This is a genomic window from Uniformispora flossi, from assembly GCF_049534875.1.
GTDB classification, from domain to species: domain Bacteria; phylum Actinomycetota; class Actinomycetes; order Streptomycetales; family Streptomycetaceae; genus Yinghuangia; species Yinghuangia aomiensis.
The window spans coordinates 256,482-279,868 of record NZ_JBMULZ010000004.1 but is presented as its reverse complement, the minus strand read 5'-3'; the positions used below and the strand labels follow the sequence as shown (position 1 = coordinate 279,868).

25 protein-coding genes are annotated in these 23,387 nt (G+C 72.3%); 15 read left to right on the top strand and 10 right to left on the bottom strand.

Going from position 1 to position 23,387, the window contains the following annotated elements; all coding sequences use genetic code 11:
- The first annotated feature begins 16 nt into the window (after positions 1-16).
- Both ACPA54_RS11145 and ACPA54_RS11140 read left to right on the top strand, forming a co-directional pair.
- The gene (locus tag ACPA54_RS11145) at positions 17-553 is read left to right on the top strand and encodes a DUF1877 family protein (protein ID WP_423528526.1); all 537 of its coding nucleotides are present in this window, start codon (positions 17-19) and stop codon (positions 551-553) included.
- A gap of 96 nt (positions 554-649) precedes the next feature.
- Positions 650-1,027: a nuclear transport factor 2 family protein gene (locus ACPA54_RS11140; protein WP_423528524.1), complete on the top strand. Its 378-nt coding sequence runs from the start codon at positions 650-652 to the stop codon at positions 1,025-1,027.
- On the opposite strand, the gene ACPA54_RS11135 is transcribed toward ACPA54_RS11140, so the two are convergent.
- Both ACPA54_RS11135 and rarD read right to left on the bottom strand, forming a co-directional pair.
- Positions 982-1,605: a hypothetical protein gene (locus ACPA54_RS11135; protein ID WP_423528523.1), complete on the bottom strand. Its 624-nt coding sequence runs from the start codon at positions 1,603-1,605 to the stop codon at positions 982-984. The two genes, ACPA54_RS11140 and ACPA54_RS11135, sit on opposite strands and share 46 nt — an antisense overlap.
- Before the next feature lie 5 nt (positions 1,606-1,610).
- Positions 1,611-2,576, bottom strand: coding sequence for an EamA family transporter RarD (gene rarD, locus ACPA54_RS11130; protein ID WP_423528521.1), 966 nt, complete (start codon positions 2,574-2,576; stop codon positions 1,611-1,613).
- Between the two features lie 235 nt (positions 2,577-2,811).
- Here rarD and ACPA54_RS11125 point away from each other — a divergent pair, with 235 nt between their 5' ends.
- Positions 2,812-4,137 (top strand): sensor histidine kinase, encoded by a 1,326-nt coding sequence (locus tag ACPA54_RS11125; protein WP_423528519.1) that lies wholly within the window; start codon positions 2,812-2,814, stop codon positions 4,135-4,137.
- 22 nt (positions 4,138-4,159) lie between these two features.
- Positions 4,160-4,819, top strand: a complete 660-nt coding sequence (locus ACPA54_RS11120; RefSeq protein ID WP_423528986.1) for a response regulator — start codon at positions 4,160-4,162, stop codon at positions 4,817-4,819.
- A 69-nt stretch (positions 4,820-4,888) separates the two neighbouring features.
- Here ACPA54_RS11120 and ACPA54_RS11115 read toward each other — a convergent pair whose 3' ends face one another.
- Positions 4,889-5,353 (bottom strand): peptidylprolyl isomerase, encoded by a 465-nt coding sequence (locus ACPA54_RS11115; protein WP_423528517.1) that lies wholly within the window; start codon positions 5,351-5,353, stop codon positions 4,889-4,891.
- On the opposite strand from ACPA54_RS11115, the gene ACPA54_RS11110 reads away from it, so the two are divergent.
- Positions 5,328-5,726: a hypothetical protein gene (locus ACPA54_RS11110; protein WP_423528515.1), complete on the top strand. Its 399-nt coding sequence runs from the start codon at positions 5,328-5,330 to the stop codon at positions 5,724-5,726. The genes ACPA54_RS11115 and ACPA54_RS11110 overlap by 26 nt on opposite strands.
- Positions 5,727-6,269: 543 nt before the next feature.
- On the opposite strand, the gene ACPA54_RS11105 is transcribed toward ACPA54_RS11110, so the two are convergent.
- A complete protein-coding gene (locus tag ACPA54_RS11105; protein WP_423528514.1) occupies positions 6,270-7,778 on the bottom strand; it encodes an MFS transporter in 1,509 nt (502 codons plus the stop codon).
- Positions 7,779-7,894: 116 nt separating this feature from the next.
- Positions 7,895-8,374, bottom strand: coding sequence for a MarR family winged helix-turn-helix transcriptional regulator (locus ACPA54_RS11100; RefSeq protein WP_423528984.1), 480 nt, complete (start codon positions 8,372-8,374; stop codon positions 7,895-7,897).
- A gap of 337 nt (positions 8,375-8,711) precedes the next feature.
- Between ACPA54_RS11100 and ACPA54_RS11095 the strand changes: the two genes are divergently transcribed.
- The 4 genes from ACPA54_RS11095 to ACPA54_RS11080 all read left to right on the top strand — a co-directional run bounded on the left by ACPA54_RS11095 (position 8,712) and on the right by ACPA54_RS11080 (position 12,518).
- Complete coding sequence (locus ACPA54_RS11095) at positions 8,712-9,938, top strand: LolA family protein (protein ID WP_423528512.1); 1,227 nt, start codon at positions 8,712-8,714, stop codon at positions 9,936-9,938.
- Complete coding sequence (locus ACPA54_RS11090) at positions 9,935-10,927, top strand: ABC transporter ATP-binding protein (protein ID WP_423528510.1); 993 nt, start codon at positions 9,935-9,937, stop codon at positions 10,925-10,927. Before ACPA54_RS11095 ends, ACPA54_RS11090 begins: the two co-directional genes overlap by 4 nt.
- A complete protein-coding gene (locus tag ACPA54_RS11085; protein WP_423528508.1) occupies positions 10,914-11,804 on the top strand; it encodes an ABC transporter permease in 891 nt (296 codons plus the stop codon). Before ACPA54_RS11090 ends, ACPA54_RS11085 begins: the two co-directional genes overlap by 14 nt.
- 162 nt (positions 11,805-11,966) lie before the next feature.
- Positions 11,967-12,518 (top strand): GAF domain-containing protein, encoded by a 552-nt coding sequence (locus ACPA54_RS11080; protein WP_423528506.1) that lies wholly within the window; start codon positions 11,967-11,969, stop codon positions 12,516-12,518.
- 19 nt (positions 12,519-12,537) lie between these two features.
- Here ACPA54_RS11080 and ACPA54_RS11075 read toward each other — a convergent pair whose 3' ends face one another.
- The 5 genes from ACPA54_RS11075 to ACPA54_RS11055 form a co-directional block, all read right to left on the bottom strand.
- Complete coding sequence (locus ACPA54_RS11075) at positions 12,538-13,356, bottom strand: ANTAR domain-containing protein (protein ID WP_423528504.1); 819 nt, start codon at positions 13,354-13,356, stop codon at positions 12,538-12,540.
- Between the two features lie 130 nt (positions 13,357-13,486).
- Positions 13,487-14,482: a 2-oxoacid:ferredoxin oxidoreductase subunit beta gene (locus ACPA54_RS11070; RefSeq protein WP_345679031.1), complete on the bottom strand. Its 996-nt coding sequence runs from the start codon at positions 14,480-14,482 to the stop codon at positions 13,487-13,489.
- Positions 14,483-14,567: 85 nt separating this feature from the next.
- The gene (locus ACPA54_RS11065; RefSeq protein ID WP_423528502.1) at positions 14,568-16,430 is read right to left on the bottom strand and encodes a 2-oxoacid:acceptor oxidoreductase subunit alpha; all 1,863 of its coding nucleotides are present in this window, start codon (positions 16,428-16,430) and stop codon (positions 14,568-14,570) included.
- 246 nt (positions 16,431-16,676) lie between these two features.
- Entirely contained in the window at positions 16,677-17,339 is a 663-nt protein-coding gene (locus ACPA54_RS11060; protein WP_345678975.1) for a response regulator transcription factor, read from the bottom strand.
- Positions 17,340-17,450: 111 nt separating this feature from the next.
- Complete coding sequence (locus tag ACPA54_RS11055; RefSeq protein ID WP_423528500.1) at positions 17,451-18,782, bottom strand: sensor histidine kinase; 1,332 nt, start codon at positions 18,780-18,782, stop codon at positions 17,451-17,453.
- A 254-nt stretch (positions 18,783-19,036) separates the two neighbouring features.
- Between ACPA54_RS11055 and ACPA54_RS11050 the strand changes: the two genes are divergently transcribed.
- Genes ACPA54_RS11050 through ACPA54_RS11025 form a run of 6 tightly spaced genes read left to right on the top strand, consistent with a single transcriptional unit; the run spans position 19,037 to position 23,384 of the window.
- Positions 19,037-19,414, top strand: a complete 378-nt coding sequence (locus ACPA54_RS11050) for an NADH-quinone oxidoreductase subunit A (RefSeq protein WP_345678977.1) — start codon at positions 19,037-19,039, stop codon at positions 19,412-19,414.
- Complete coding sequence (locus ACPA54_RS11045; RefSeq protein WP_423528498.1) at positions 19,405-20,121, top strand: NADH-quinone oxidoreductase subunit B; 717 nt, start codon at positions 19,405-19,407, stop codon at positions 20,119-20,121. The genes ACPA54_RS11050 and ACPA54_RS11045 overlap by 10 nt, the downstream gene beginning before the upstream one ends.
- Entirely contained in the window at positions 20,118-21,251 is a 1,134-nt protein-coding gene (locus ACPA54_RS11040; protein WP_423528496.1) for an NADH-quinone oxidoreductase subunit C, read from the top strand. The genes ACPA54_RS11045 and ACPA54_RS11040 overlap by 4 nt, the downstream gene beginning before the upstream one ends.
- A 35-nt stretch (positions 21,252-21,286) precedes the next feature.
- On the top strand, positions 21,287-22,207 hold the full coding sequence (locus ACPA54_RS11035; protein WP_423528982.1) for a complex I subunit 1/NuoH family protein: 921 nt from the start codon (positions 21,287-21,289) through the stop codon (positions 22,205-22,207).
- Positions 22,204-22,764: a NuoI/complex I 23 kDa subunit family protein gene (locus tag ACPA54_RS11030; protein WP_345678980.1), complete on the top strand. Its 561-nt coding sequence runs from the start codon at positions 22,204-22,206 to the stop codon at positions 22,762-22,764. Before ACPA54_RS11035 ends, ACPA54_RS11030 begins: the two co-directional genes overlap by 4 nt.
- Positions 22,761-23,384, top strand: a complete 624-nt coding sequence (locus tag ACPA54_RS11025) for an NADH-quinone oxidoreductase subunit J family protein (RefSeq protein ID WP_423528494.1) — start codon at positions 22,761-22,763, stop codon at positions 23,382-23,384. The genes ACPA54_RS11030 and ACPA54_RS11025 overlap by 4 nt, the downstream gene beginning before the upstream one ends.
- Positions 23,385-23,387: the final 3 nt, after the last annotated feature.

Here is a 23,387-nt window from a genome sequence, read left to right as displayed (position 1 = left end):
CGGCAGACTCCACCCCATGGCCATCACCCAGCAACTCGCCCGGGTCACCCCGGCCTACCTGGACGAGTGCCGCGCCACGGCCGCGCGAACGCCGAACGGATCGCCGGGCTGGTCCCCGCCGGACGCGGACACACTCGACACCGGCTGGGCCGTCTGGGGCCTTGTGAAAGCCTGGCCCGTCCTCGGCGGCGACCCGCAGCACGGGGACGCGCTCCGCCGCAGCATCGACGGCGACCCGGACGGCACCGGCCCCGACGTCGAGTTCCTCGACCACTACGACGTCTACGACGGCTTCGGCCGGCCTCCCGCACTGCTGACTCCCGCCGCCGTCGCCGAGACGGCCGCGGCTCTGGACGCCCTCGACGCGTTCGCGCTCGCCTGCGTCCTCGACCGGCTCGCCGGGCAGGACCCGCGCGAAGCCGCCGTCCTGTGCGGCTTCGGGGAGTACTCCGACGACCTGGTCCGCTACCTCCGAGCCCACTTCGACGCCTTGCGCGACTTCTACCGCGGCGCCGCGCACCGCCGTCTCGCGGTCGTCGTCTGGATCGACTGATCGGCCGGTCGGCATCCGGCCGGGCGGCAAGGGACCCGCAAGGAAAAATCCCCGCGGATCAGGCGGGGCCGCGGCCCCGCCTGGTAGGACTGGGACATGCAGGAGACCTGGGCGCAGTCGGCAATCGACAGCTTCATCGCCGCGTTCAACGCGGCGAGCGACGACCACGTCCCCGAGCTGCTGACCCGGGCGCTGACCCCCGACGTGGTGTTCTGGGGCCCGTTCGGCCGCAGCGACGGCATCGACGCCGTCGAGCGGTTCGTGTGCGACATGCGGCGCCACCCCGACGGCCCCGGCACGATGAGCCGCTGCTCGGACGTCGACATGCCCGGCGAATGGGCGCGCTACCGCTGGCTCTACCGCATGCCCGACGGCAGCCGGCGGCTCACCGGAACCGACGTGGTGCACCTGCGTCGGCAGCGCATCGATCAGATGATCGTGTTCGGCGCCGACCCCGGTTCGTCGGAGAGCTGAACCAGTTCCTCCCCGGTGCGGTACGGCAGGTCCACCTTGACACCCAACGCCTGGAATCCGTAGTCGAGTTGGTCGCACCACTCGGGCGGCACCCGCTCCCACGCCGCTTGCGCCACCCGCCGGTCGTGCCGGTCACCGGAGATGGTGCCCTCGACGACGAGTGCCCCCTCGTCGCCGTACAGGTTCGGGAAGACCCGGAACACCCACGCGTCGCCCGCGACACGTAGCGCGAACACCGGCTGCCGCCGCCGCACTTGCAGCGTTGCCCGCACCGCTGTCCGCCCGTGCGCCAGCACCCGCCACGGCGGCTCCGGCCGGTACAGGTGGTGCAGATCGGAGAACAACTCGCGGCACAACCGGTCGTAGTCGGCGACGGTGCGCGCCAGTCCGGCGAAGTCGTCCGCGATGTCCGAGAGTTTGTCGGCCGAATCGATCGCGTGTTCCCCGCGGGCAAGGTCCTCGCGCACCTGTTCCTCCAGGAACGTGCCCAGCACGCCCACCCGGCGTCCGGCACCGATGTGTGTACAAGCGCTGAGGCAACCCTGGTGGAAAGCGCGGTAATCCTCGTGCAAGTCCATGCCGGCTATTCAACCGGCTGCCGCCGCGCGCGGACATGAGCCGGTGCCGTCGTGCGGGTTCCGCGGCGGCCGCGCAGCGCGTCCGCGGAGAAGACCGCCAACGCGCAGCACACCAGCGCGAAGCCGACCCACGAGGCGGCCGACATCGGCTCCCCGCGGACACCCACGCCGATGGACAGCTGGATCACCGGGTTCACGTAGCCCAGCAGACCGAACATCGAGAGGGGGATCCGCCCCAGCGCGGCCACCCGCAGCAGGCTCGGCACCGCGGTGATCAGCCCCGCGGCCGGCAGCAGCACCAGCAGCGCGATTGGGCTCACGCCACCGAACGCACGGGTGCCCCCGCACAGGATGACCGCCAGGCCCACCGGGCAGAGCACCGCCAACTCGATCGCCGTTCCGGCCACCGCCGGTACCGGACGCCGTTTGCGGACCAGGCCGTAGGCGGCGACGGTTCCGGCGATGGCGAAGGCCAGCCACGGCACGTGGCCGTATCCGACGGTCAGCACCGCCAACGCCGGGACGGCCAGCGCGCATGCGCACCACTGCGGCCCGCTCAGCCGTTCCCGCAAGAGCCCGACGCCGAGGAGTGCACCGGCGATCGGCCCGATCAGCAAGGCCAACGAAGCTTCGACGACACGGCCGGAGACCACCGCGTACACGTAGACGGCCCAGGACGAGCCGAGCAGGACACCTCCGACCGCCAGCGACCGCAGATCCGCGGGGGACCGCAGCAGCCGGGCGGCGTCGGCACGGCTGCCCGGATGCGCGGCGGCGAACAGCCCGGCGACCACGAACGACCACACCACCCGGTGCGCGACGATCGCATCGGTCTCCATGGCATCCAGCAGCGGCCAGAACAACGGCTGGGTGCCCCAGATGAGTTGCCCGACGACGGCATAGGCGGTCCCGGCCTTCCGGCCCTCGTTCAGGCCCTCGTTCAGGCCCTCGTGCCGGTCCTTGTGTGCCACGCCCGCTCGCGCCCCCTCCCGCCCCGAGACGGCCGCTCCGGTCACCGTGGCGAGGCTAGGCCGCCGCCGGACCCGGAACGCGCGTTCCCTCAAAAGCCGCGTGAACTGGCCACCCCCTGCGGCCACCCTTCCCGCACACGCAGGCCAAACAGCCGCTCTATGGGGGCACACCCCACCCCCGCCCCTCCGGCAAACCGGCTGGGCACAGCACACACCCTCCGGGCACGATCCCCTCATGGACGGTACGTGGGACGACACGCGCACGGCAGCCCCTGCCGCACCCGGACGGCAAGGCGGCTTCTGGCGTCAATTGGGCTATCTCTACTCCGGACTCCCGGTCGGCATCGCCGCCTTCGTGGTCGTGGTGAGCGGACTCGCCTTCGGCGCCAGTCTGCTCGTGCTGCTCGTCGGCATCCCGGTGCTCGCCGGCACGCACGGGATGGCGCGGGTCTTCGCGGGCCACGAGCGCCGACGCGTGGAGAACGCCACCGGCCGCCCGCTCCCGCCGCACCACTACGGCGTCCCCGGGCAAGTCGCCCCCACCCGCTGGTGGGCGGTCCTGCGGGACCCGCAGGCGTGGCGCGACACGGCACACGCACTGCTGGCGTTCCCGGTGCGGGTGATCACCTTCTCGCTCACCCTCACCTGGACCGTCGGCGGCCTGGGCGAACTGACCTACGGCCTGTGGTCCGGGCCGATCCCGCGCGACGACGGCCAAACGGGCCTGCTGGACCTCATGTTCGGCGTCTCCTCCCGCGCCGCCGACATCGGCTTCAACACCGCCGTCGGCGTCGTCCTGCTGGCGACCACCGTGCCGATGGTCCGCGGCCTCACCGCCGTCCAGACCGGGCTGGCCCGCTGGCTGCTGACCAACGAAGCCGCCGCCCTGCGCGCCCGCACCCGGCAGCTCGCCGACGGCCGGCGCAGCGCCGTCGCCGCTGAAGCCCAGACACTGCGCCGCCTCGAACGCGACCTGCACGACGGGCCCCAGCAGCGGCTGGTGCGGCTCAACATGGACCTCGAAGCGGTCGCCCGCCGCCTCGATGCCGAGGACCCGACGCGGGCCCGGGTGCTCGTCGACGACATGATCACGCAGAGCCACGAGGCGCTCGCCGAACTCCGCGCGCTGTCCCGGGGGATCGCGCCGCCGGTGCTCGCCGACCGCGGCCTGCGCGCCGCGCTCGCGCAGGCCGCTGGGCGGTCGCCTGTGCCGGTGACGCTGGCCAGCGAGATCGCCGACGGGCAGCGGTTCGCCTCCGCCGTGGAGAACACCGCCTACTTCGTGGCCAGCGAAGCGCTCGCCAACGCCGCCAAGCACTCCGGCGCGAGCCGCTGCGATGTCTCCGTGCGGGCCGACCGCGACACCCTGCACCTGCGGATCGCCGACGACGGCCGCGGCGGCGCGCACATCGGCAAGGGCCACGGACTCGCGGGCCTCGCCGACCGGGTAGCCGCCGTCGAAGGTACGTTGGAGATCACCAGCCCGCCCGGCGGCCCGACTGTCGTCGCCGCGGCCATCCCGCTCACCGGGGTCGGCGAGGACCGCGGACCGGGGGCCTGACGAGGGGGAACCGGAACCCGTGCTGCGCATCGTGCTCGCCGAGGATTCGCTGCTGCTGCGCGAGGGACTGGTCCGCCTGTTCGACGAGGCCGGTGCCCAGGTCGTCGCCGCGGTCGGGGACGCCCCCGAACTGCTGGCGGCGGTCCGGGACTACCGTCCGGACGTCGCGGTGGTCGACGTGCGCATGCCGCCGACGTTCACCGACGACGGGCTGCGCGCGGCCGTGGAGATCCGGCGCACCGTCCCGGGCACGGCCGTCCTGATGCTGTCCCAGTACGTCGAAGAGTCGTACGCCGCCGACCTGCTGACGACCGGCGGCGGGGTCGGCTACCTGCTCAAGGACCGGGTCGCCAAGCTCGACGAACTGACCGACGCACTCGAACGCGTCGCGGCGGGTGGCACCGCCCTCGACCCGGAGGTCGTGGCCGCGCTGTTCAGCACCCGCACCCGCAGCGACCCGCTGGAGAAGCTCAGCCCGCGCGAACGCGAGGTGCTCGCACTGATGGCGGAAGGCCGCCGCAACCAGGCCATCGGCCGCGCGCTGACCTTGAGCGCGGGCACGGTGGAGAAGCACATCGCGGCGATCTTCGACAAGCTCGGCCTGCCGCCGTCGGCGGACGACCACCGGCGCGTGCTCGCCGTCCTGGCGTGGCTGCGCGGCACGCCGCCGACGGCGAGCTGACCGGAGCCGACCAGCCTGACCAAAGCTGACCAGGCCGACCGGAGCTGACCGGAGCTGACCGGAGCAGACTTACCGCTTCGCGACCGTCATCGTGTCCACGACCACCCCGGCCTTCGGCATGCCGTCCGTCGCGCCGCCCTTGACGCCCGCGTCGGCGATCCGCTGGACGACGTCCATGCCGTCCGTGATGGTGCCGAACGGCGTGTAGTTCGGTGGGAGCTCCGTGTCGTTCCAGACGATGAAGAACTGGCTGCCGTTGGTGTCCGGACCGGCGTTCGCCATGGCGAGCGTGCCCTTCGGGTACGTCGCCCCCGCCAGGTTCTCGTCCGAGAACTGGTAGCCGGGCCCGCCGGTCCCGGTGCCCGTCGGGTCGCCGCACTGCAGGACGTAGATGCCCTGTGTGGTGAGCCGGTGGCACGGGCTGTGGTCGAAGTAGCCCTTCGACGACAGGAAAGCGAAGGAGTTGACGGTCGTCGGCGCTTTCGCGGCGTCGAGCTTGAAGGCGACCGTGCCGCAGTTCGTCTTCAGGGTCATCGTGTACGACCCGCTCGGGTCGATCGTCATCGGCGGCGACGGGAACGACATCGCCGACGACGTCGGCGTCTCCTGCGCGCACCCGGCGGCGTTCGCCTGCCCGGTCGGGGCGTCGGGAACCGCGGGCACGGTCGCCGTGTCGGACGCCTTGGGCGTCGCGCTCGGCGTGGCCCGCGACGGGCTCGCCGTCGGCGTCGCGGTCGGCGTCGCCGAGTTCGACGAGGCCGCGTCAGACGAATCTCCGTCGTCGTTCACCGCCCACAGGATTCCGCCCGCGACGAGCGCCCCCACGACCACCGCGGCGCCGACCGCCAGGGCGACCTTGCGGTTCCTGCCGCCGGGCCCCCGCGGAGCAGGCGGACCCGGGGGATAAGCAGGCGGCAGCGGCGGGCCCGGCGGGTATCCGGGGGGTGCCTGCCCGGGAGGCGGCGGCGGGATCTGCTGCCCCGTCGGACTCCCCGCGGGCGGCGGATACGCCCCGGGCGCACCCGCGCCCGGCCATTGCGGCCCCGGCGCACCCGGTCCGCCCGGTCCCGGTCCGGCGCCCGGCCGTCCGGGCTGCCCCGATTGCCCCGGCTGCGGCCCCGGCCACCCGCCCTGCTGGTCGTCCACGCGCCCGCTCCTCGCTCGGTGTCGTCGTGCGCTGGGAGCCTACGGCGTCGATGCGGAAGACACCGCTCCACAGAGCCAAGGCCGGGCCAACGGCGGGCCAATGTCCGACCGGGTCGGACCCTCCGCCCGTCGTCAAACGCGCTCGAAGGCCCCACCGGCGGACTCCTGCCCTGGGCGGCTCTCGCGGCATGGCCGGTCGCCGCGGTCGGCTGCGCGGTGTGGACGGTGCGGCGGCGCGACGTCTGACGGCCGCGCGACGCGGAGCGGCCGGCCGAAGGACTCGGCCGGCCGACCCGCGGGGGTCTCATCCCACGTGCACGACGGGCTGCGGCGCCTTGTCGTCGGACGCCGGCCCCGCCCCGTCCACCGTGTCCGCCGATCCCCGACTCTGCCGCGGCGTCCGCAGCACCACCAGCGCCAGCACCACCGACGCCGCCAGCAATACCGTGCCGACCGTGAAGGCCAGGTGGAATCCGCCGGTCAGGGCCGCCGCCTCGGACTTGCCGTCGCCGCGCAGCGTGTCGGCCCGCGACGTGGACAGTGTGTTCAGGAGCGCCACGCCCAGCGCCGCGCCGATCTGCTGGGTGGTGCTGAACAGCCCGGACACCACGCCCGCGTCCTCCGGACCGGCGTCGGACATCGCCAGCGTCGCGAGCGCGGGCAGCACCAGACCGCCGCCGCCGAGCAGGACGAACACCGGCAGCAGGTCCACCGCGTAGGCGCCGTCCACCGGCACCCGCGTCAGGTACGCCATCGCCACGGTCAGCATCAGCAGCCCGCCCACCAGGACGTTGCGCGCCCCGAAGCGCCCGATCAGTCGCGCGGACAGGCCCAGCGACACCGCGCCGATCGCGAACGCCGTCGGGAACATGCCCCATCCCGACTTCGCCGGGCCGTAGCCGAGGACGTGCTGCATGTAGAGCACGACCAGCACCTGGAAGCCGAACATCGCGGCGATGGTGAAGACCTGCAGCACGTTGGCGCCGGTCACGCTGCGCGAGCGGAACGTGCGCAGCGGCAGCAGCGGTTCGGCGGCCAGGTGCTGGCGCACCGCGAACAGCGCGAGCAGCGCGAGCGAACCGGCCACGAGCAGCCATGTCTTGGCGGAACCCCAGCCGTACGCTTCCGCCTTCACCACCGCGAACACCAGCAGCATCAGTCCGGCGGTGACCAGCGCCGCGCCCGCCACGTCCGCCTTGCCGCGCGGCCCCGTGGGCGTGTCGGGGGACAGGATGCGCGCGGACAGCAGCAGGGTCAGCACGCCGATCGGCAGATTGACCAGGAAGATCCAGTGCCAGCTGGCCGCTTCGGTGAGGACCCCGCCGAGGACCAGGCCGAGGGACGCGCCGGCCGCGCCGACGAAGCTGAACGCGCCGATGGCCTTGCCCTGTTCGGCCGGCTCCGGGTACAGCGTGACGATCATGCCCAGGCTCACCGCGGACACCATCGCCCCGCCCGCGCCCTGCACGAAGCGGGCCGCGAGCAGCATTTCCGGGTTCGTCGCGACGCCGCAGAGGACGGACGCGACGGTGAACACCGCGAGGCCGGCGAGGAAGACCCGCTTGCGGCCGAACAGGTCGCCGAGGCGTCCGGACAGCAGCAGGAGACCGCCGAACGCGATCATGTAGATGTTCATGACCCAGGCCAGGTCGGCCGACGAGAAGCCCAGGTCGTCGGCGATCGACGGGAGCGCGACGGTCACGATCGTGCCGTCCAGGATCACCATCAGGACACCGGCGCACAGCAGCGCCAGCGCCAGCGTGCGCGGATATGCGCGCCGGTCGGACCGGGGGGATTGCGCCAGCTCTGCCATCGTCCGAAGCCTCCGAGTGTGCACGACGAGTGCGAAGGGCAGCCGCCTGCCCACAGGAGTGACGCTAGCAGATAGTTTCGTTAGAGACGATATTTTGTTGTTCGATTTCTTGAGGATCAGCCCTGGCTGCCCGTGTGCCCGCCCCGGCGCACCGGCCGCCCCGACTCGACCGGCGTGGACAACCGCCCGTTGACCAGGCGGTACAGGTTGCGCACGAACGCCTCGCGTTCGTCCTCGGGGATCGCGTTCAGTACGTCGGCATGCACCGCGTCGACCAGCTCGCGGCCCTGCGCGGCCCTGGCCAGGCCGGCGTCGGTCACCGTGATGATCCGGGCGCGCCGGTCGGTCGGCGACGGGCGGCGCTCCGCCAGGCCCTTCTTCTCCAGGGCGTCGACGGTCAGCACCATAGTGGTCTTGTCCAGATCGGTGTGCTCGGCGAGCTGGATCTGGGTGAACTCGCCCTGTTGGGCGTGCACCAGGACGCAGTGCCCGCGCGGCGTCACGTCGATCTCCGCCAGCCGGGCGGTGAGTTCCGTCGCCAGGACGTGCCCGGCATGCGAGAACAGGTAGGAGAGGTCCGGCGCGCGCAGCCGCATCGCGTCGTCGGGGTCGGCGGGGCCGCATCCGGGCGGGGTCTGGGCGGTTTCGGTGGTGTCGGCACTCATGCCCCGAGCGTAGCGCGGTGTGTCCGAAATGGGATTATCCCGTATCGGATCATCCCGTCGGCGACCGACAAGGGCGGACCGCCGACCGAACCGCGGTCCGAGAAGGAGACCGTGCGTAGTCGTCAGGTAGTTCGGAAGGCGCACGGCTGCTCCCGAAGACGTAGAACGCGGTGTGACTACCGGTCGATGCCCGGGCCCTACGCCGAGTGATCCCCTGGAATGGCCGCGGTCGTGGGGCCGCGGCACCCTCCAGGGAAAGGCATGCTCCATGCCCGTCGCACTACGCACCGCAGGAAAAGTCGCGCTGCCACTCGGCGTTGCCGCGCTGGCCGCCGGCGCGATCACCTACGGTCCCGCCGCCTTCGCGGACGACTCCGACCCGAAGCTCCCCGTCCTGACGGCCGATCAGGTCGTCGCCAAGATCGCCGGTGCCAAGACCGAGACGCTGTCCGGCACCGTCGACCTCACCACCGACCTCGGCCTGCCCGCCCTGCCCGGACGCGGCTCCGCCGACCCGTCCGGCCTGGTGTCCGGGACGCACACGCTCCGCGTCGCGGTCGACGGCCCCGACCGGCAGCGCATCGGCATCCGCGCCGACCTCGCCGAGTACAACATCGTGCACAACGGCCGTGACGTGTGGACGTACGACAGCCGCCGCAACGCGGCCACCCACACCCTGCTGCCGGACCACCAGGCCGGGCAGGCCGGGCAGGCCAAGGCGCCCGGCACCGCGCTGCCCGGTGGTGCGCTCACCCCCCAGGACGCCGCGGCCAAGCTGCTCGACCTCGCCAAGCAGAGCGGCACCACGGTCACCGCGGCCGGCACCGACAAGGTCGCCGGACGGTCGGCCTACAAGCTCCGCCTCGCACCCGCACAGCCCGGCAGCCTGCTCGCCGGGGCGACGGTGTGGGCGGACGCGGAGACCGGCGTCCCGCTGCGCGTCGTCGTGGACACCGCGAAGGGCGGCAAGCCCGCCCTCGACGTCGGCTTCACCGACGTGTCGTTCGCGAAGCCCGCGGCCGGCACCTTCGACTTCAAGCCGCCGTCCGGCGCCAAGGTCGACGAGAAGAACACCGCCGCGGACGACGCCGCCAAGAACGCCAAGGAACCGTTCGACCTCACCAAGCTCACCGCCGGATTCCGCGGCACCGAGCCGAAGACGCACGGCGAAGGCTGGAACACCGTGGTCGAACTCCGGCTGCCTGCCGGGGTCTCCGCCAAGCCGTCCGCACCGCAGCCGCAGGCCGGCGGCAAGGACCAAAGCGCGGACCCGAACAAGAACCCGGGCAAGGACACGAAGGAGGACAAGAAGGACCGGCCGGGGATCGCCGATCTGCTGAGCAAGGCCGGCAGCCGGGTCTCCGGGCCCTGGGGCGAAGGCACCCTGTTCAGCACGCGAGTGGCCACCGTCCTGGTGACCGACGACGGCCGGGTGTTCGCCGGCGCCGTCGACGGCGCGACGCTGCAGCAGGCCGCGGGGACGGCAGCCCGATGACCACGTCCACGGCGGCCGTCGCGCCCACTCCCGGCACCACCGCCGCGCAACCGGACGGCGCATCGGTCGTCGTCACGCGCGGGCTGTCCAAGCGGTACGGCCGCGACCGGCTCGCCGTGGACGGACTCGACCTGGTCGTCCCGGCCGGTGCGGTGTTCGGCTTCCTCGGCCCGAACGGCTCCGGCAAGACCACCACCATCCGCATGCTCATGGGCCTGATCAAGCCCACCTCCGGCACCGCCACCGTCCTCGGCGGTGCCATGCCCGGAGCGGCCGGTGCGGTCCTGCCCCGCGTCGGCGCGCTCATCGAAGGACCCGCGCACTACGGCTTCCTCACCGGCCGGGAGAACCTCGCCCGGCTCGACGCCGCCGACCGCACCGCCGACCCGGCCACCCGGAAGCGGCGCATCGACGAAGCCCTCGCCCGGGTCGGCCTGTCCGCCGTCGGCGACCGCAAAGCCCGCGCTTACTCGCTCGGCATGAAGCAGCGCCTCGGCATCGCCTCCGCGCTGCTCCGGCCCCGCGACCTGCTCGTCCTCGACGAACCGACCAACGGCCTGGACCCGCAGGGCATGCGCGAGATCCGCGCGCTCATCCGCAGCCTCGCCGCGGACGGGACCACCGTGTTCCTGTCCTCCCACCTGCTCGACGAGATCGAACAGGTCTGCACCCACGCCGCGATCATGAGCCGCGGCCGACTCGTCACCCAAGGCACCGTCGACGAACTGCGCTCCGCCGTAAGCGGCCGCCTGCGCGTCGGCACCCCGGACGCCGGCCGCGCCGCGGTCGTCCTCGCCGAACTCGGCCTCGCCCACGTCGCCACCACCGGCGACGGCGTCGAAGCCGACCTCGGCGACCTGGCCGCCGAAGACGTGTGCGCGGCACTCGTCCGCCGCGACGTCCGGGTCCGCTCGTTCACCACACACGGCGATTCGCTCGAAGACGCGTTCGTCGCACTCACCGGGGAGGGTTTCGATGTCGAGAGCTGATGTCCTGCCGGCTGCCGCGGTCCGCCGCGCCCACGCCCCGGCCCTGCCGCGCGCCCGCGGGCTGGTGCTCAGCGAGATGCGCATCGTGTTCCGCCGCCCGCGCACCTACGCGATGCTCGGGCTCCTCGCCGCCATCCCCGTGCTGCTCGGTATCGCCCTGCGCTGGTTCACCAGCGGCGGCGGCGGAAACGGCGACGGCAACGGCGGCCTGGAGTTCGTCTCCCAGGTCACCAACAACGGGCTGTTCCTGGTGTTCGCGTCGCTCGCCGCCACGCTGCCGTTCTTCCTGCCGATGACCGTCGGGGTCGTGGCCGGCGACGCGATCGCGGGAGAGGCGAACAGCGGGACCCTGCGCTACCTGCTGGTCGCCCCGGCGGGCCGCGTCCGGCTGCTGTTCGTCAAGTACACCGGCCTGGTGGCGTTCTGCTTCGCCGCGACGTTCACCGTCGCGCTGTCCGCGCTGGCCACCGGCGCCGCACTGTTCCCGATGGGGGACGTGCCGCTGCTCAACGGGGATCAGATCTCGATGGGCGAAGCGCTCGTGCGCGCCATGCTGATCGCGGTCTGTGTCGCGGTGTCGCTGCTCGGGCTGGCCGCCATCGGGCTGTTCGTGTCGACGCTCACCGCCGTGCCGGTCGCGGCGATGGCGACCACCGTGGGCCTGGTGATCGTCTCCGCGATCCTCGCGTCCATCCCGCAGTTCCACGCCCTGCACCCCTGGCTGTTCGGCGACAAGTGGATGTCCTTCGGCGACCTGCTGCGCGAACCCGTGCCCACCGGCGGGGTGATCCGCAACATCGAACTCCAGGCCGCCTACACGCTGGTTTTCGGCGCGGCCGCCTGGGCGCGCATGAGCGACCGCGACGTCACCTGTTGAGCGAACTTGTCCCGGGCCGGGCCTGCGATCGGCCGCGACGACGTAGTCTGGGAGCCGGTTGGACAGTCAGCCGAATCCGGGCTTCGCCGACGCGGCCTTCGCCGTACGCCTGTGCGATGCCCGGCCTCCCGCGCTGCCCGCGGACCCGAGGTGGGGGCCACGATGTCCGACCCGTTCAATCCCGAGGCAAGTTCCTTCGCACTGCCGTTCCACACGCGCCCGTTCGACCTGCTGCGCGACGCGGTCATCCCGTACCCGGTGCGCCCGCTCCGCCCGCAGACCCTCGCCGCCGCCGACCTGCTCGCGGCGGTCGGCGAGTTGGCGCTGCGCGGCGTCCGCGGGGTCCGCGACGTGACCCTGGCCTTCTGGCGCGAGCACGAACTCCTCGCCGAGGTCTCCACGGACGACGACCTCAGCGAAGTGGTGGGCGCCCACGACGTCACCCGGCCCGGCCCGGTCGCCGACGTGCTGCGCAGCGGCGGCATGGTGCACCTGCCCGACCTCGACCGGGAGCCCCGCTGGCCGGACGCGGCACGCGAGTTGCGGGTCCGCGGCGTGCGCTCGTGCGCCGCCGCCGCGCTGCGCCGCCCGCGGTTCAGCCTGGCCGTGGTGGTCTACTCGCCCGGCCCGCTGTCCGGCGTGCAGGACCTGGACGTGCTGCTCGGGGAATGGGTCGCGGCCGTCGTCCGGGCCCGGGTCCGCGGCGTGGTGTGACCGGCGGGTCCGCGGACGGTCAGCGGCGGACCTGGCGCTCCACGTCGGTGACCAGCGTGCGGGCCACGTCCGCGAGCTTCACGTTCTTCTTCTGCGAGACCGAACGCAGCGCGCTGAACGCTGCCTCCGAGTCGAGGCGGCGCTGCGCCATGAGAATGCCCATCGCCTGCCCGATCGTGCCGTGCGTGCCCAGCGCCGCGGACAGGTCGGCGAATCGCACCTCGGCGGCCAGGCGTTCCTCCTGCTCCTGGGCCACCGCGACCCGGGCGGCCAGCCGGATCTCGAACTCCCGCACCACCAGCGAGGCCAGCGACTCCAGGATGTCGGTGCGGTCGTACGGCACCGGCCGCGGCGCCGTGTCGAACACCGCCATCGTGCCGATGCTGTGCCCGTCCGCGGTCCGCAGCGGCACCCCGAAGTAGTGCCGCACCCCGAACGGTCCTGCCACCAGCGGGTTCGGGCAGGCCAGCGGATCGATCTCGGCGTTCGCCAGGCCGAGCGGCTCGCCGGTGACCACGACGGTGTGGCACAGGCCGGGGCCGATCGGCACGCCCGGAAGATCGAGGCCGTGCCGGCCGTGGAACCAGATGTCGTCCTCGTCGACGACCGTCACGACGGCGTAGGGCGTGCCGAACAGGCGGGCGGCCAGCGCCGCGATCTCGTGGTAGCAGTCCGGCGGGATGTCCAGGACCTGCCAGCGGCGGATCGCGTCGGCCCGCGCTTTGGCGTGCGGATCCGCGTACGGCAGCCCCGGGTTCGCCAGATCGCCGCCGTGCGTGCCGGTCCCGGTGGATCCCGTGGTGGATTCCGCGGTGGAGTTCGCCCCGTTGTCGCTCACGTGTCCCACGTAAGCACGGCGGGCCGGGCGGCAGGGCGGAAATGCGGAAATGTGAAAAAGGCGGAAAAGGCGAAAAGGCCGAGGCCCCGGCGAAGGATGCCGGGGCCTCGACCTGCATAGTGGCGGACCGTCAGGAAATGGTCCAGGTGTCGTTGCCGGAAATCAGCGCGGCAAGGTCGCCCGCGCCGCGCGCCGCGGTGTCCGCGGCGAGCTGGTCGGCCATGAGCGTGTCGTACACCGGGCGCTCGACGTTGCGGAACACACCGATCGGGGTGTGGTAGTTGCTCGTGAGGTCGCCCAGCCGGGACAGCGCGAACGCCAGCTCCGGGTTCTCCGCGTGCGCGTCGTGCACGAGGAGCGCGTCTTCGCCGACCTCCGCGACCTCGGCCACGTCCAGCTGCCCGGACGCGTTGCGGACCACGCCGTAACGCAGGTCCGTGCCGAACTTGACCGGCTGCCCGTGCTCCAGGCGGATGGTCACGTCGTCGCGCGTGTCCGGGTCCTTGAGCTGGTCGAACGCGCCGTCGTTGAAGATGTTGCAGTTCTGGTAGATCTCCACCAGCGCGGTGCCCGGGTGCGCCGCCGCCTCGCGCAGCACCGAGGTGAGGTGCTTGCGGTCGGAGTCGATGGTCCGCGCGACGAACGTCGCCTCGGCGCCGATCGCGATGCTGACCGGGTTGAACGGGTGGTCCAGCGAGCCGAGCGGCGTCGACTTGGTGATCTTGCCGGTCTCGGAGGTCGGCGAGTACTGGCCCTTGGTCAGCCCGTAGATCCGGTTGTTGAACAGCAGGATCTTGAGGTTGACGTTGCGGCGCAGCGCGTGGATCAGGTGGTTGCCGCCGATGGAGAGCGCGTCGCCGTCACCGGTGACCACCCACACGCTCAGGTCCTGCCGCGACGAGGCCAGGCCGGTCGCGATGGCCGGGGCGCGCCCGTGGATCGAGTGCATGCCGTACGTGTTCATGTAGTACGGGAAGCGGCTGGAGCAGCCGATGCCCGACACGAACACGATGTTCTCCTTGCGGAGCCCGAGTTCCGGCAGGAAGCCCTGCACCGCCGCCAGGATGGCGTAGTCGCCGCAGCCCGGGCACCAGCGCACTTCCTGGTCCGACTTGAAGTCCTTCATGGACTGCTTCTCGTCGGTCTTGGGCACGAGCGCGAGCGCCGGGAGGCCACGGCCGCGGCCGTCGGCCCCGGACGAGAGGGATGCCTCAGACACTTTCGATGACCTCCTGGATCACGTGGGCCAGTTCCTCGGCCTTGAACGGCAGACCGCGGACCTGGTTGTACGCGATGGCGTCGACGAGGTACTTGGCGCGCAGCAGCAGAGCGAGCTGCCCCAGGTTCATCTCGGGGACGATCACCTTGTCGTACTTCTTGAGCACCTCGGCGGTGTTCGCCGGGAAGGGGTTGAGGTGGCGCAGGTGGGCCTGCGCGACCTTGCCGCCCTGGGCCCGCACGCGGCGGACGCCCGCGGCGATCGGGCCGTAGGTCGAGCCCCAGCCGACCACCAGGACCTTCGCGTCGCCGGTCGGGTCGTCGACCTCCAGCTCGGCGATGTCCTTGGCGATGCCGTCGACCTTGGCCTGGCGGACCCGGACCATGAAGTCGTGGTTCGCCGGCTCGTAGTTGATCGTGCCGATGCCGTCGGCCTTCTCGATGCCGCCGATGCGGTGCTCGAGACCGGGCGTGCCGGGCACCGCCCACGGGCGGGCCAGCGTCTCCGGGTCGCGCTTGTACGGCCAGAAGACCTTGGTGCCGTCTTCGTTCTCGTGGTTCGGCTCGGTCGCGAACTCGACGCGCAGGTCGGGCAGGTCGTCGACGTTCGGGATCCGCCACGGCTCGGAGCCGTTGGCGAGGTAGCCGTCGGACAGCAGGAAGACCGGCGTGCGGTACTTCAGCGCGATCCGGGCGGCTTCGATGGCGGCGTCGAAGCAGTCGCCGGCGGTGCGCGGCGCGACGATCGGCACGGGGGCCTCGCCGTTACGGCCGAACATCGCCTGGAGCAGGTCGGACTGCTCGGTCTTGGTGGGCAGGCCGGTGGACGGCCCGCCGCGCTGCACGTCGACGATCAGCAGCGGCAGTTCGAGGGAAACCGCCAGGCCGATCGCCTCGGACTTGAGCGCGACGCCCGGACCCGAGGTGGTGGTGATGCCGAGCGCTCCGCCGAAAGCGGCGCCGAGGGCCGCGCCGATGCCGGCGATTTCGTCTTCCGCCTGGAACGTGCGGACGTCGAAATTCTTGTGCTTGGCAAGCTCGTGCAGGATGTCCGAGGCCGGGGTGATCGGGTACGACCCGAGGTACACCGGCAGCTCGGCGCGCTGCCCGGCGGCCACCAGGCCGTAGGCGAGCGCGAGGTTGCCGGTGATGTTCCGGTACGTGCCGGCCGGCAGCTTGGCGGGCGCGACCTCGTAGGAGACCGCGAACCCTTCGGTGGTCTCGCCGAAGTTCCAGCCCGCCTTGAAGGCCGCGACGTTGGCCTCGGCGATGACCGGCAGCTTCGCGAACTTCTTCTGCAGGAACGCGATCGTCGACTCGGTCGGGCGGTGGTACAGCCACGACAGCAGGCCGAGCGCGAACATGTTCTTCGCGCGCTCCGCGTCCTTCTTGGAGATGTCGAACGAGGCGAGCGACTCGACGGTGAGCGTCGTGAGCGGCACCGCGTGGATGTTGTAGGCGTCCAGCGAGCCGTCTTCGAGCGGGTTGGTCGCGTAGCCGACCTTGGCCATGGCCCGCTTGCTGAACTCGTCGGTGTTGACGATGATCTCGGCGCCGCGCGGCAGGTCGCGGATGTTGGCCTTGAGGGCCGCCGGGTTCATCGCGACCAGGACCGTCGGGGCGTCGCCCGGGGTCAGGATGTCGTGGTCGGCGAAGTGCAACTGGAAGCTGGACACACCCGGCAGAGTTCCGGCTGGCGCGCGGATCTCGGCGGGGAAGTTGGGCAGAGTCGACAGGTCGTTGCCGAAGCTGGCCGTTTCGGACGTGAAACGGTCTCCGGTCAACTGCATTCCGTCACCGGAATCGCCCGCGAACCGGATGACAACCCGGTCGATCTGCTTGACCTGTTTGGTCACTGGTGAGGACCTCCTCGGCGCTGCGGCAGGTCGTCCGCGCACCGCGCGGATGTCGCAGTTTCATCGTACGGCTGTACAAGAAGGGCCCTGGCCGGGCCCCGGTGGTGCACGGGAGCGATTCGATGCCGGATTTCAGCCCGAAAAGGTGGATTGTGTCCGTCTTTCCGGATGTGGCCGAGCCCGTGACGGGTCAGCCTCCGATCGCGGGGATGATCGCACGGGTCGGTGAATCCGCTCATCAGAGTGTCAGGATCCGAGATAAGCGAGTACTGCCAGAACCCTTCTGTGATCGGTCTCACTGGGGGCGAGGCCGAGCTTGCCGAAGATGTTGCTGACGTGCTTTTCGACCGCGCCGTCGGACACCACCATCGCCTGCGCGATGGCGCCGTTGCTGCGTCCCTCGGCCATGTAGCCGAGCACCTCGCGCTCCCGGGGAGTGAGGGTGACCAGCACGTTCTGCTTGCGGCTGCGGCCGAGCAGCTGGGAGACGACCTCCGGGTCGAGCGCGGTGCCGCCCTTGGCGACCCGCACCACGGCGTCGACGAAATCGCCGACGTCCGCGACCCGGTCCTTGAGGAGGTAGCCCACGCCGCTGGTGCTGCCCGCGAGCAGCTCGGTGGCGTACTGCTCCTCGACCGCCTGCGACAGGATCAGTACCCCGACGCTCGGCAGTTCCGCGCGCATCCGCACGGCCGCCTTGATCCCCTCGTCGGTGAACGTCGGCGGCATGCGCACGTCCACGACGCACACGTCCGGACGCATCTCCGCGGCGGCGACGAGCAGCTGCTCGGCGTCGTCCACGGCCGCCACCACCTCGTGCCCGCGGTCGACCAGCAGGCGGGTCAGACCGTCCCGGAGCAGTACCGAATCCTCAGCGATCACGACGCGCACGGCGCTCGCAGCCTCCATCCCGCAACCCGGGACCCCGTGCCCCGACGAGCACCAGTGTCCCGGATCGCGGAGGCTGCGGGGCGCGCGGGCAGCCGCCGGGCGCGGTCCTCCGCGCCCGGCGGCCTGCGGCTACATCGGCAGCGTCACCGTGACGCGGGTCGGTCCGCCCTTCGGGCTGACCACCTTCAGCGTGCCGCCCACGCCCCGGACGCGTTCGGTGAGGCCGGCCAGGCCCGTGCCGTGCGCCGGGTCCGCGCCGCCGCGGCCGTCGTCCTCGACGACCGCGACCAGCCGGTCGCGTTCCGCGTGCACCGCCACCGACGCCCGCGTCGCGCCGCTGTGCTTGGACACGTTCGTCAGCAGCTCGCTCACGCAGTAGTACGCCGCCTGCTCCACCGGTGCGCTCGGGCGGGTCGGCAGGTCCACGCCGACCGCCACCGGCACCGTGCACTTCGCGGCCACCGCGGACAGCGCCGCGTCCAGGCCGCGGTCGGTCAGCACCGCCGGATGGATGCCCCGCGCGAGGTCGCGCAGCTCGCGCAGCGCCAGCTTCACCTCGTTGTGCGCCTCGACCACCATGCGCTGCGCGCTCTCCGGGTCGTCGGACATCTTCTCCTTGGCCAGACCCAGGTCCATCGCCAGCGACACCAGCCGGGCCTGCGCCCCGTCGTGCAGGTCGCGCTCGATCCGCCGCATGTCGGACGCCGCGGTGTCGACCGCCGCACCGCGGCTCTCGGTCAGGTCCTGCACCTGCTGGGACAGGAACGCCGGGCCGAGCAGGCCGCGCACCATCACCCGGTCCACCCACGCGATCCCGCGGATCACCTGCGGGGTGAGGAACAGCAGCAGCACGCCGACCGCGAACGTCGCGGTCACCCACAACGGGCCGGTCAGGTAGAAGTCGTCGCCCGGCCGCTTGGGCCCGTCGCCCCACAGCATCGCGCCCGGCTGGTCGGCCGACCGGAACAGCGGCTGGGTCGCCGGATAGCTGATGGTCGCCAACGTCGCCGACCACAGGGTGACCACCGCGGTGAACGTGAGGATGCTCCACGGCAGCATCAGGAACAGATAGAGCGCGGCGCGCCAGCCCGTCCCGTCGGCCAGACCGCTCTTGATCCAGCCCCACGCGCCCGGCGTCTTCTGCTTGAACCGCTCCGGCCGCGCGACGTCCTCGTCGAGCAGCGCGCGGGCCCGGCCGCGTTCCATCGCGCCCCAGCCGCGGCACGCCAGCACCACCGACGCGATCAGCGGCAGTCCGAGCAGGAACAGCGGCGTCAGGCCGATGCCCAGCACGACGAACACGACCACGAAGACGAAACCGAGGATGCCGACGAACAGATTCAGCATCAGATAAATGGACTCGCCCCAGGTCCGCGCGCTGAACGGGGCACGCCAGAAACCGGGGCGCGGCACCGGGGCGCGGAGTGCGCGGCCGGGCACGGTGGTACCAGCTGTCGACATCGGGCGGTCCTCGCTCGGGGAATCTGCGGACGATCCTTGCAGTACCACTCTCGCGGCCGACGGCCGCCGGTCCCATGGCGCACGTCGGTGTTTCCGTGGTGGGGTTGTCCCTACCTCACCCTCGTGCACCCGGGTGGCGGCGCGCCACGACGCGGCCACGGACGGTGCGGACAGGTCGGGGCCAATCCCCCTAGACTCCCGTGCCACGAAGACAACGCAGACAACGCACACGACACGCCAGGGGACGTACCAAGGTGACCGCACACGGCTACTTCAGTACGTACGCACTCGTGGGACTCGTGTTCCTCGTCGGCTGCGCGTTCGTCGCCGCGGCGTTCGCGGCGAACCGGCTGCTGCGGCCGCACGCGCCGTCGACCGAGAAGCTGATGGCGTACGAATGCGGCGTGGACCCGGTGGGCACGGGCTGGGCCCAGACCCACATCCGGTACTACATCTACGCTTACTTGTACGTGATCTTCGCCGTCGACGCGATCTACCTGTTCCCGTGGGCCACGGTGTTCGCGGACCCCGGGTACGGCGCGACGACCCTCGTCGAGATGTTCGTGTTCGTCGGGTTCCTCGCGATCGGACTGCTGTACGCGTGGCGGAAGGGCGTGCTGACGTGGACGTGACACGGCGCTCACCCGGGCCGGTGGCGCTCCCGGCCCCGAAACTCGGCCCGCTGTCCCGGCTGGCCCCGGACCCGATCCGGCTGGTCCTCAACTGGGGCCGCCGGTACTCGCTGTGGGTCTTCAACTTCGGACTGGCGTGCTGCGCGATCGAGTTCATCGCGACGTCGATGGCCAAGCACGACTTCATCCGGCTCGGCGTGATCCCGTTCGCGCCCGGCCCCCGACAGGCCGATCTGATGATCGTGTCGGGGACGGTCACCGACAAGATGGCGCCGGCGATCAAGCGGCTGTACGAGCAGATGCCGGAGCCGAAGTACGTCATCTCGTTCGGCTCGTGCGCCAACTGCGGCGGGCCCTACTGGGATTCGTACTGCGTGACCAAGGGTGTCGACCAGATCATCCCGGTCGACGTGTACGTGCCCGGCTGCCCGCCGCGGCCCGAGGCGCTGCTCCAGGGCATCCTCAAGCTCCAGGAGAAGATCGCCGGCGAGTCGCTCGCGGACCGGTACCCGGAGCCGGAGGAGGACGCGGACCCGAAGGCGGGGCGCGGCAAGCCGGCGCGGGCGAAGTCCGCCGCCCGCGCGCGGCGGGACAGCGGCGCGGTGCTGTCCGAGGCGGACGGGCCCAGAGGGGCGCCGGGGCTGCCCGCCGGGGCGTTCCGGCGCGGCCTGGTCGCCCCGCCCGCGGCGCCGGGCGGTGCGGAGTGACGCCCGAGGAGATCCGCGGCGCGCTCGGCGCGGACACGGCGGTGTCCGACGCGTACGGCCTCGCCACCGCGGATGTGCCCGCCGACGGATGGATCGCGGCGCTGACGGCGGCGCGCGACACGCTCGGGCTCACCTACTTCGACTGGCTGACCGCGGTCGACGAATCGGACGCCTTCACCATCGCCGTGCACGTGTGCGCGGCGCCGGGACCGCGGCTGCTGCTGCGCACCCGGGTTCCGCACGACACGCCGGTGCTGCCGACCGCGACCGGCGTGTATGCGGGCGCGGGCTGGCACGAACGCGAGACCGCCGAGATGTTCGGCATCACCTTCGAAGGCCACCCGAACCCGGCTCCGCTGCTGCTCCCGGACGGTTTCGAAGGCCACCCGCTCCGCAAGGACTTCGTGCTGGCCTCCCGCGTGGCCAAGCCCTGGCCCGGCGCCAAGGAGCCCGGCGAGTCCGACCACGCCCCGGCCGGCGCCCGCTCCCCGGGCCGCCGCCGGATACTGCCTCCCGGCGTCCCGGACGCCTCCGAGTGGGGCCCGCAGGCCGCCCCTCGCCCGGCCGCCCCCGAACCGTCCGCGCAGCCCGACACGCCTTCCCGCCCGGAGCGCCCCCGCCGTACGCGCAGTGCGGGCGAGGGCTCGGCGACCCAGCGGGGGAGCGGCGAGGAACCGCCGACCGCGACGGCCCCCCCGGCCGCCCCGCGGCGCGCCCGCCGCGCGTCGGAAGGTTCGGCAAGCCAGAGCGGCGCCACGGAACAAGCCGCCCAACCGCCGACGCCCGACGCCCCGCCTTCGGCCGGCCCGCGCCGCGGCCGCCGCGCCTCCGACGGCTCCGCGAGCCAACAGGACACCCCGGCCACCCCGGCCCCCGGCACGCCCGCCGAGCCCGGCGCACCCGACGCCCCTGCCACCACCGACCCGGCGCGCCCTCCCACGCCGCCCACGCCGACCGGCGTCCCCGCCGCAGAACCCACACCGCCGACGCCCCCCACCCCGCCGGGCGGCCCCCGCCGTTCCCGCCGCGCCTCCGACGGCTCCGCGACCCAGCGCGGTCCCCAGCCGCCCGCCGAGCCCGAGCCCCTCGCCGAGCCCGAGTCGCCGGGCGGCCCCGAGGAGGACACGTGACCTTCCTCGACGTCCTCGTCCGGCTGCTCCTCGTCATGGCGGCCTTCATGGTGCTGCCGCTGCTCATCGGCCAGACCGAGCACAAGGTCATGGGCCACATGCAGGCCCGGGTCGGCCCGATCTACGCCGGGGCCTTCCACGGCTGGGCGCAACTGGTCGCCGACGGGGTGAAGTTCGCCCAGAAGGAGGACGTCGTCCCGGCCGGCGCCGACCGGCGGATCTTCAAGCTGGCCCCGGCGATCGCGCTGATCCCGTACCTCGTCGTGCTCATCGCCATCCCGGTCGGGCCCGGCGACCAGGTCGGGCGGGCGATCGACGCCGGGGTGCTGTTCGTGCTCGCGGTCATGGGCATCGGGGTGCTCGGTTCGCTCATGGGCGGCTGGGCGTCCGCCAACAAGTACTCGCTGCTCGGCTCGCTCCGCACCGCCGCGCAGCTGATGTCCTACGAACTCCCCATGCTGCTCGCCGCCGCCAGCGTCGCGATGGCCGCCGGCACCCTGTCGCTCCCCGGCATCCTCGGCCAATGGGAGGCCTGGTGGCTCCCCTGGCAGGCGATCGGCGGCGTGGTCTTCTTCACCGCGGGCCTCGCCGAGCTGCAGCGCCCGCCGTTCGACATGCCGGTCGCCGACTCGGAGATCATCTTCGGCGCGTACACCGAGTACACCGGCCTCCGCTTCGCACTCTTCCTCCTCGCCGAGTACGCCGGGATCCTCGTCCTGTGCGCCCTCACGACGGTGCTGTTCCTCGGCGGCTGGCACGGCCCCGGCTCGGAGCATTTCGGCTGGCTGTGGACGCTCGTCAAGACCGGCATCCTCGCCTTCGTGGTGATCTGGCTGCGGGTCAGCTACCCGCGGCTGCGCGAGGACCAGCTCCAGAAGCTCGCGTGGACCGGCCTCATCCCGCTCGCGCTCGCGCAATTGGTGCTCACCGGCGTCGTGAGGGTGGCGATCGCATGACCAGGAAGATCCCCGGTTCCGGGCTCGCCAAAGGCCTCGCCGTCACGCTCCGGACCATGACGAAGCGTTCCGTCACCCAGGGCTATCCCGAAGTCGCGCCCGAGCTGCCGCCCCGGTCCCGCGGCGTCATCGCGCTGTTCGAGGAGAACTGCACCGTCTGCATGCTGTGCGCCCGCGAGTGCCCCGACTGGTGCATCTACATCGACTCGCACAAGGAAGTCGTGCCCGCGAAGGAGCCCGGCGCCCGCGACCGCACACGCAACGTCCTCGACCGCTTCGCCATCGACTTCGCGCTGTGCATGTACTGCGGGATCTGCGTCGAGGTCTGCCCGTTCGACGCCCTCTTCTGGTCGCCCGAGTTCGAATACGCGACCGACGACATCCGCGCGCTGACCCACGAGCGGGACACGCTGCGCGCCTGGATGTGGACCGTGCCCGCGCCGCCCGCGCTCGACGAGCGGGCCGAGGAACCCAAGGAGTTCGCGATGGCCCGCCGTGCGGCGGAGAAACTCGCGAAGGAACGTCAAGCCGGCCCCGGGACGGGGGAGGAGGCGTGACCGCCGTCGCCCGCGCCGCCGCCGACGTCTCCGGCCGCGGCGGCCCCGGCTTCCTGTCCCCGACCGGCGCGGAGATCGCGTTCGTGCTCATCGGCCTGGTCGTGCTCGGCGCCGCGCTGCTGGTGGTGACCACGCAGCAGGTCGTGCACGCCGCGCTGTGGCTGGTCGTCACCCTCGGCGGGCTCGCCGCCGAGTACCTGCTGCTGACCGCCGAGTTCATCGCGTGGGTGCAGGTGCTCATCTACATCGGCGCGGTCGTCGTCCTGCTGCTGTTCGGGCTGATGCTCACCCGCGCGCCGATCGGCCGCTCGGCCGGCGTGGACGCCCCGCAGCGCTGGCCCGCGCTGCTGGTCGCGACCGCCGCCGGGGCGACGCTGCTGACCGTGGTGGTCGACGCCTTCCACGCCACCTACCTCGACCTCGGCGACACCGCCGATGGCAGCGCCCGCGCCAACGGTGAGAGCCTGTTCCGCACCTGGGTCCTGCCGTTCGAAGTGCTGTCCGTGCTGCTGCTCGCCGCGCTCGTCGGCGCCATCGTGCTCTCCCGCGGCCGGGCCGCGGACCGGACGGAGACCGGGCCGGCCGCGGCCGGCCGGGCTCCCGGAAGACCGGGACGGTGACCG

Bases quoted from the DNA above. Each gene is read 5' to 3' on its own strand.
- ACPA54_RS11080 (WP_423528506.1), top strand. From the start codon at position 11,967: ATGTCCGACCCGTTCAATCCCGAGGCAAGTTCCTTCGCACTGCCGTTC.
- ACPA54_RS11030 (WP_345678980.1), top strand. From the start codon at position 22,204: ATGACCAGGAAGATCCCCGGTTCCGGGCTCGCCAAAGGCCTCGCCGTC.
- ACPA54_RS11140 (WP_423528524.1), top strand. From the start codon at position 650: ATGCAGGAGACCTGGGCGCAGTCGGCAATCGACAGCTTCATCGCCGCG.
- ACPA54_RS11115 (WP_423528517.1), bottom strand. From the start codon at position 5,353: ATGACCCTGAAGACGAACTGCGGCACGGTCGCCTTCAAGCTCGACGCC.
- ACPA54_RS11125 (WP_423528519.1), top strand. From the start codon at position 2,812: ATGGACGGTACGTGGGACGACACGCGCACGGCAGCCCCTGCCGCACCC.
- ACPA54_RS11100 (WP_423528984.1), bottom strand. From the start codon at position 8,374: ATGCGGCTGCGCGCGCCGGACCTCTCCTACCTGTTCTCGCATGCCGGG.
- ACPA54_RS11090 (WP_423528510.1), top strand. From the start codon at position 9,935: ATGACCACGTCCACGGCGGCCGTCGCGCCCACTCCCGGCACCACCGCC.
- ACPA54_RS11095 (WP_423528512.1), top strand. From the start codon at position 8,712: ATGCCCGTCGCACTACGCACCGCAGGAAAAGTCGCGCTGCCACTCGGC.
- ACPA54_RS11085 (WP_423528508.1), top strand. From the start codon at position 10,914: ATGTCGAGAGCTGATGTCCTGCCGGCTGCCGCGGTCCGCCGCGCCCAC.
- ACPA54_RS11035 (WP_423528982.1), top strand. From the start codon at position 21,287: ATGGCGGCCTTCATGGTGCTGCCGCTGCTCATCGGCCAGACCGAGCAC.
- ACPA54_RS11145 (WP_423528526.1), top strand. From the start codon at position 17: ATGGCCATCACCCAGCAACTCGCCCGGGTCACCCCGGCCTACCTGGAC.
- ACPA54_RS11060 (WP_345678975.1), bottom strand. From the start codon at position 17,339: ATGGAGGCTGCGAGCGCCGTGCGCGTCGTGATCGCTGAGGATTCGGTA.
- ACPA54_RS11070 (WP_345679031.1), bottom strand. From the start codon at position 14,482: ATGAAGGACTTCAAGTCGGACCAGGAAGTGCGCTGGTGCCCGGGCTGC.
- ACPA54_RS11135 (WP_423528523.1), bottom strand. From the start codon at position 1,605: ATGGACTTGCACGAGGATTACCGCGCTTTCCACCAGGGTTGCCTCAGC.
- ACPA54_RS11055 (WP_423528500.1), bottom strand. From the start codon at position 18,782: ATGTCGACAGCTGGTACCACCGTGCCCGGCCGCGCACTCCGCGCCCCG.
- ACPA54_RS11105 (WP_423528514.1), bottom strand. From the start codon at position 7,778: ATGGCAGAGCTGGCGCAATCCCCCCGGTCCGACCGGCGCGCATATCCG.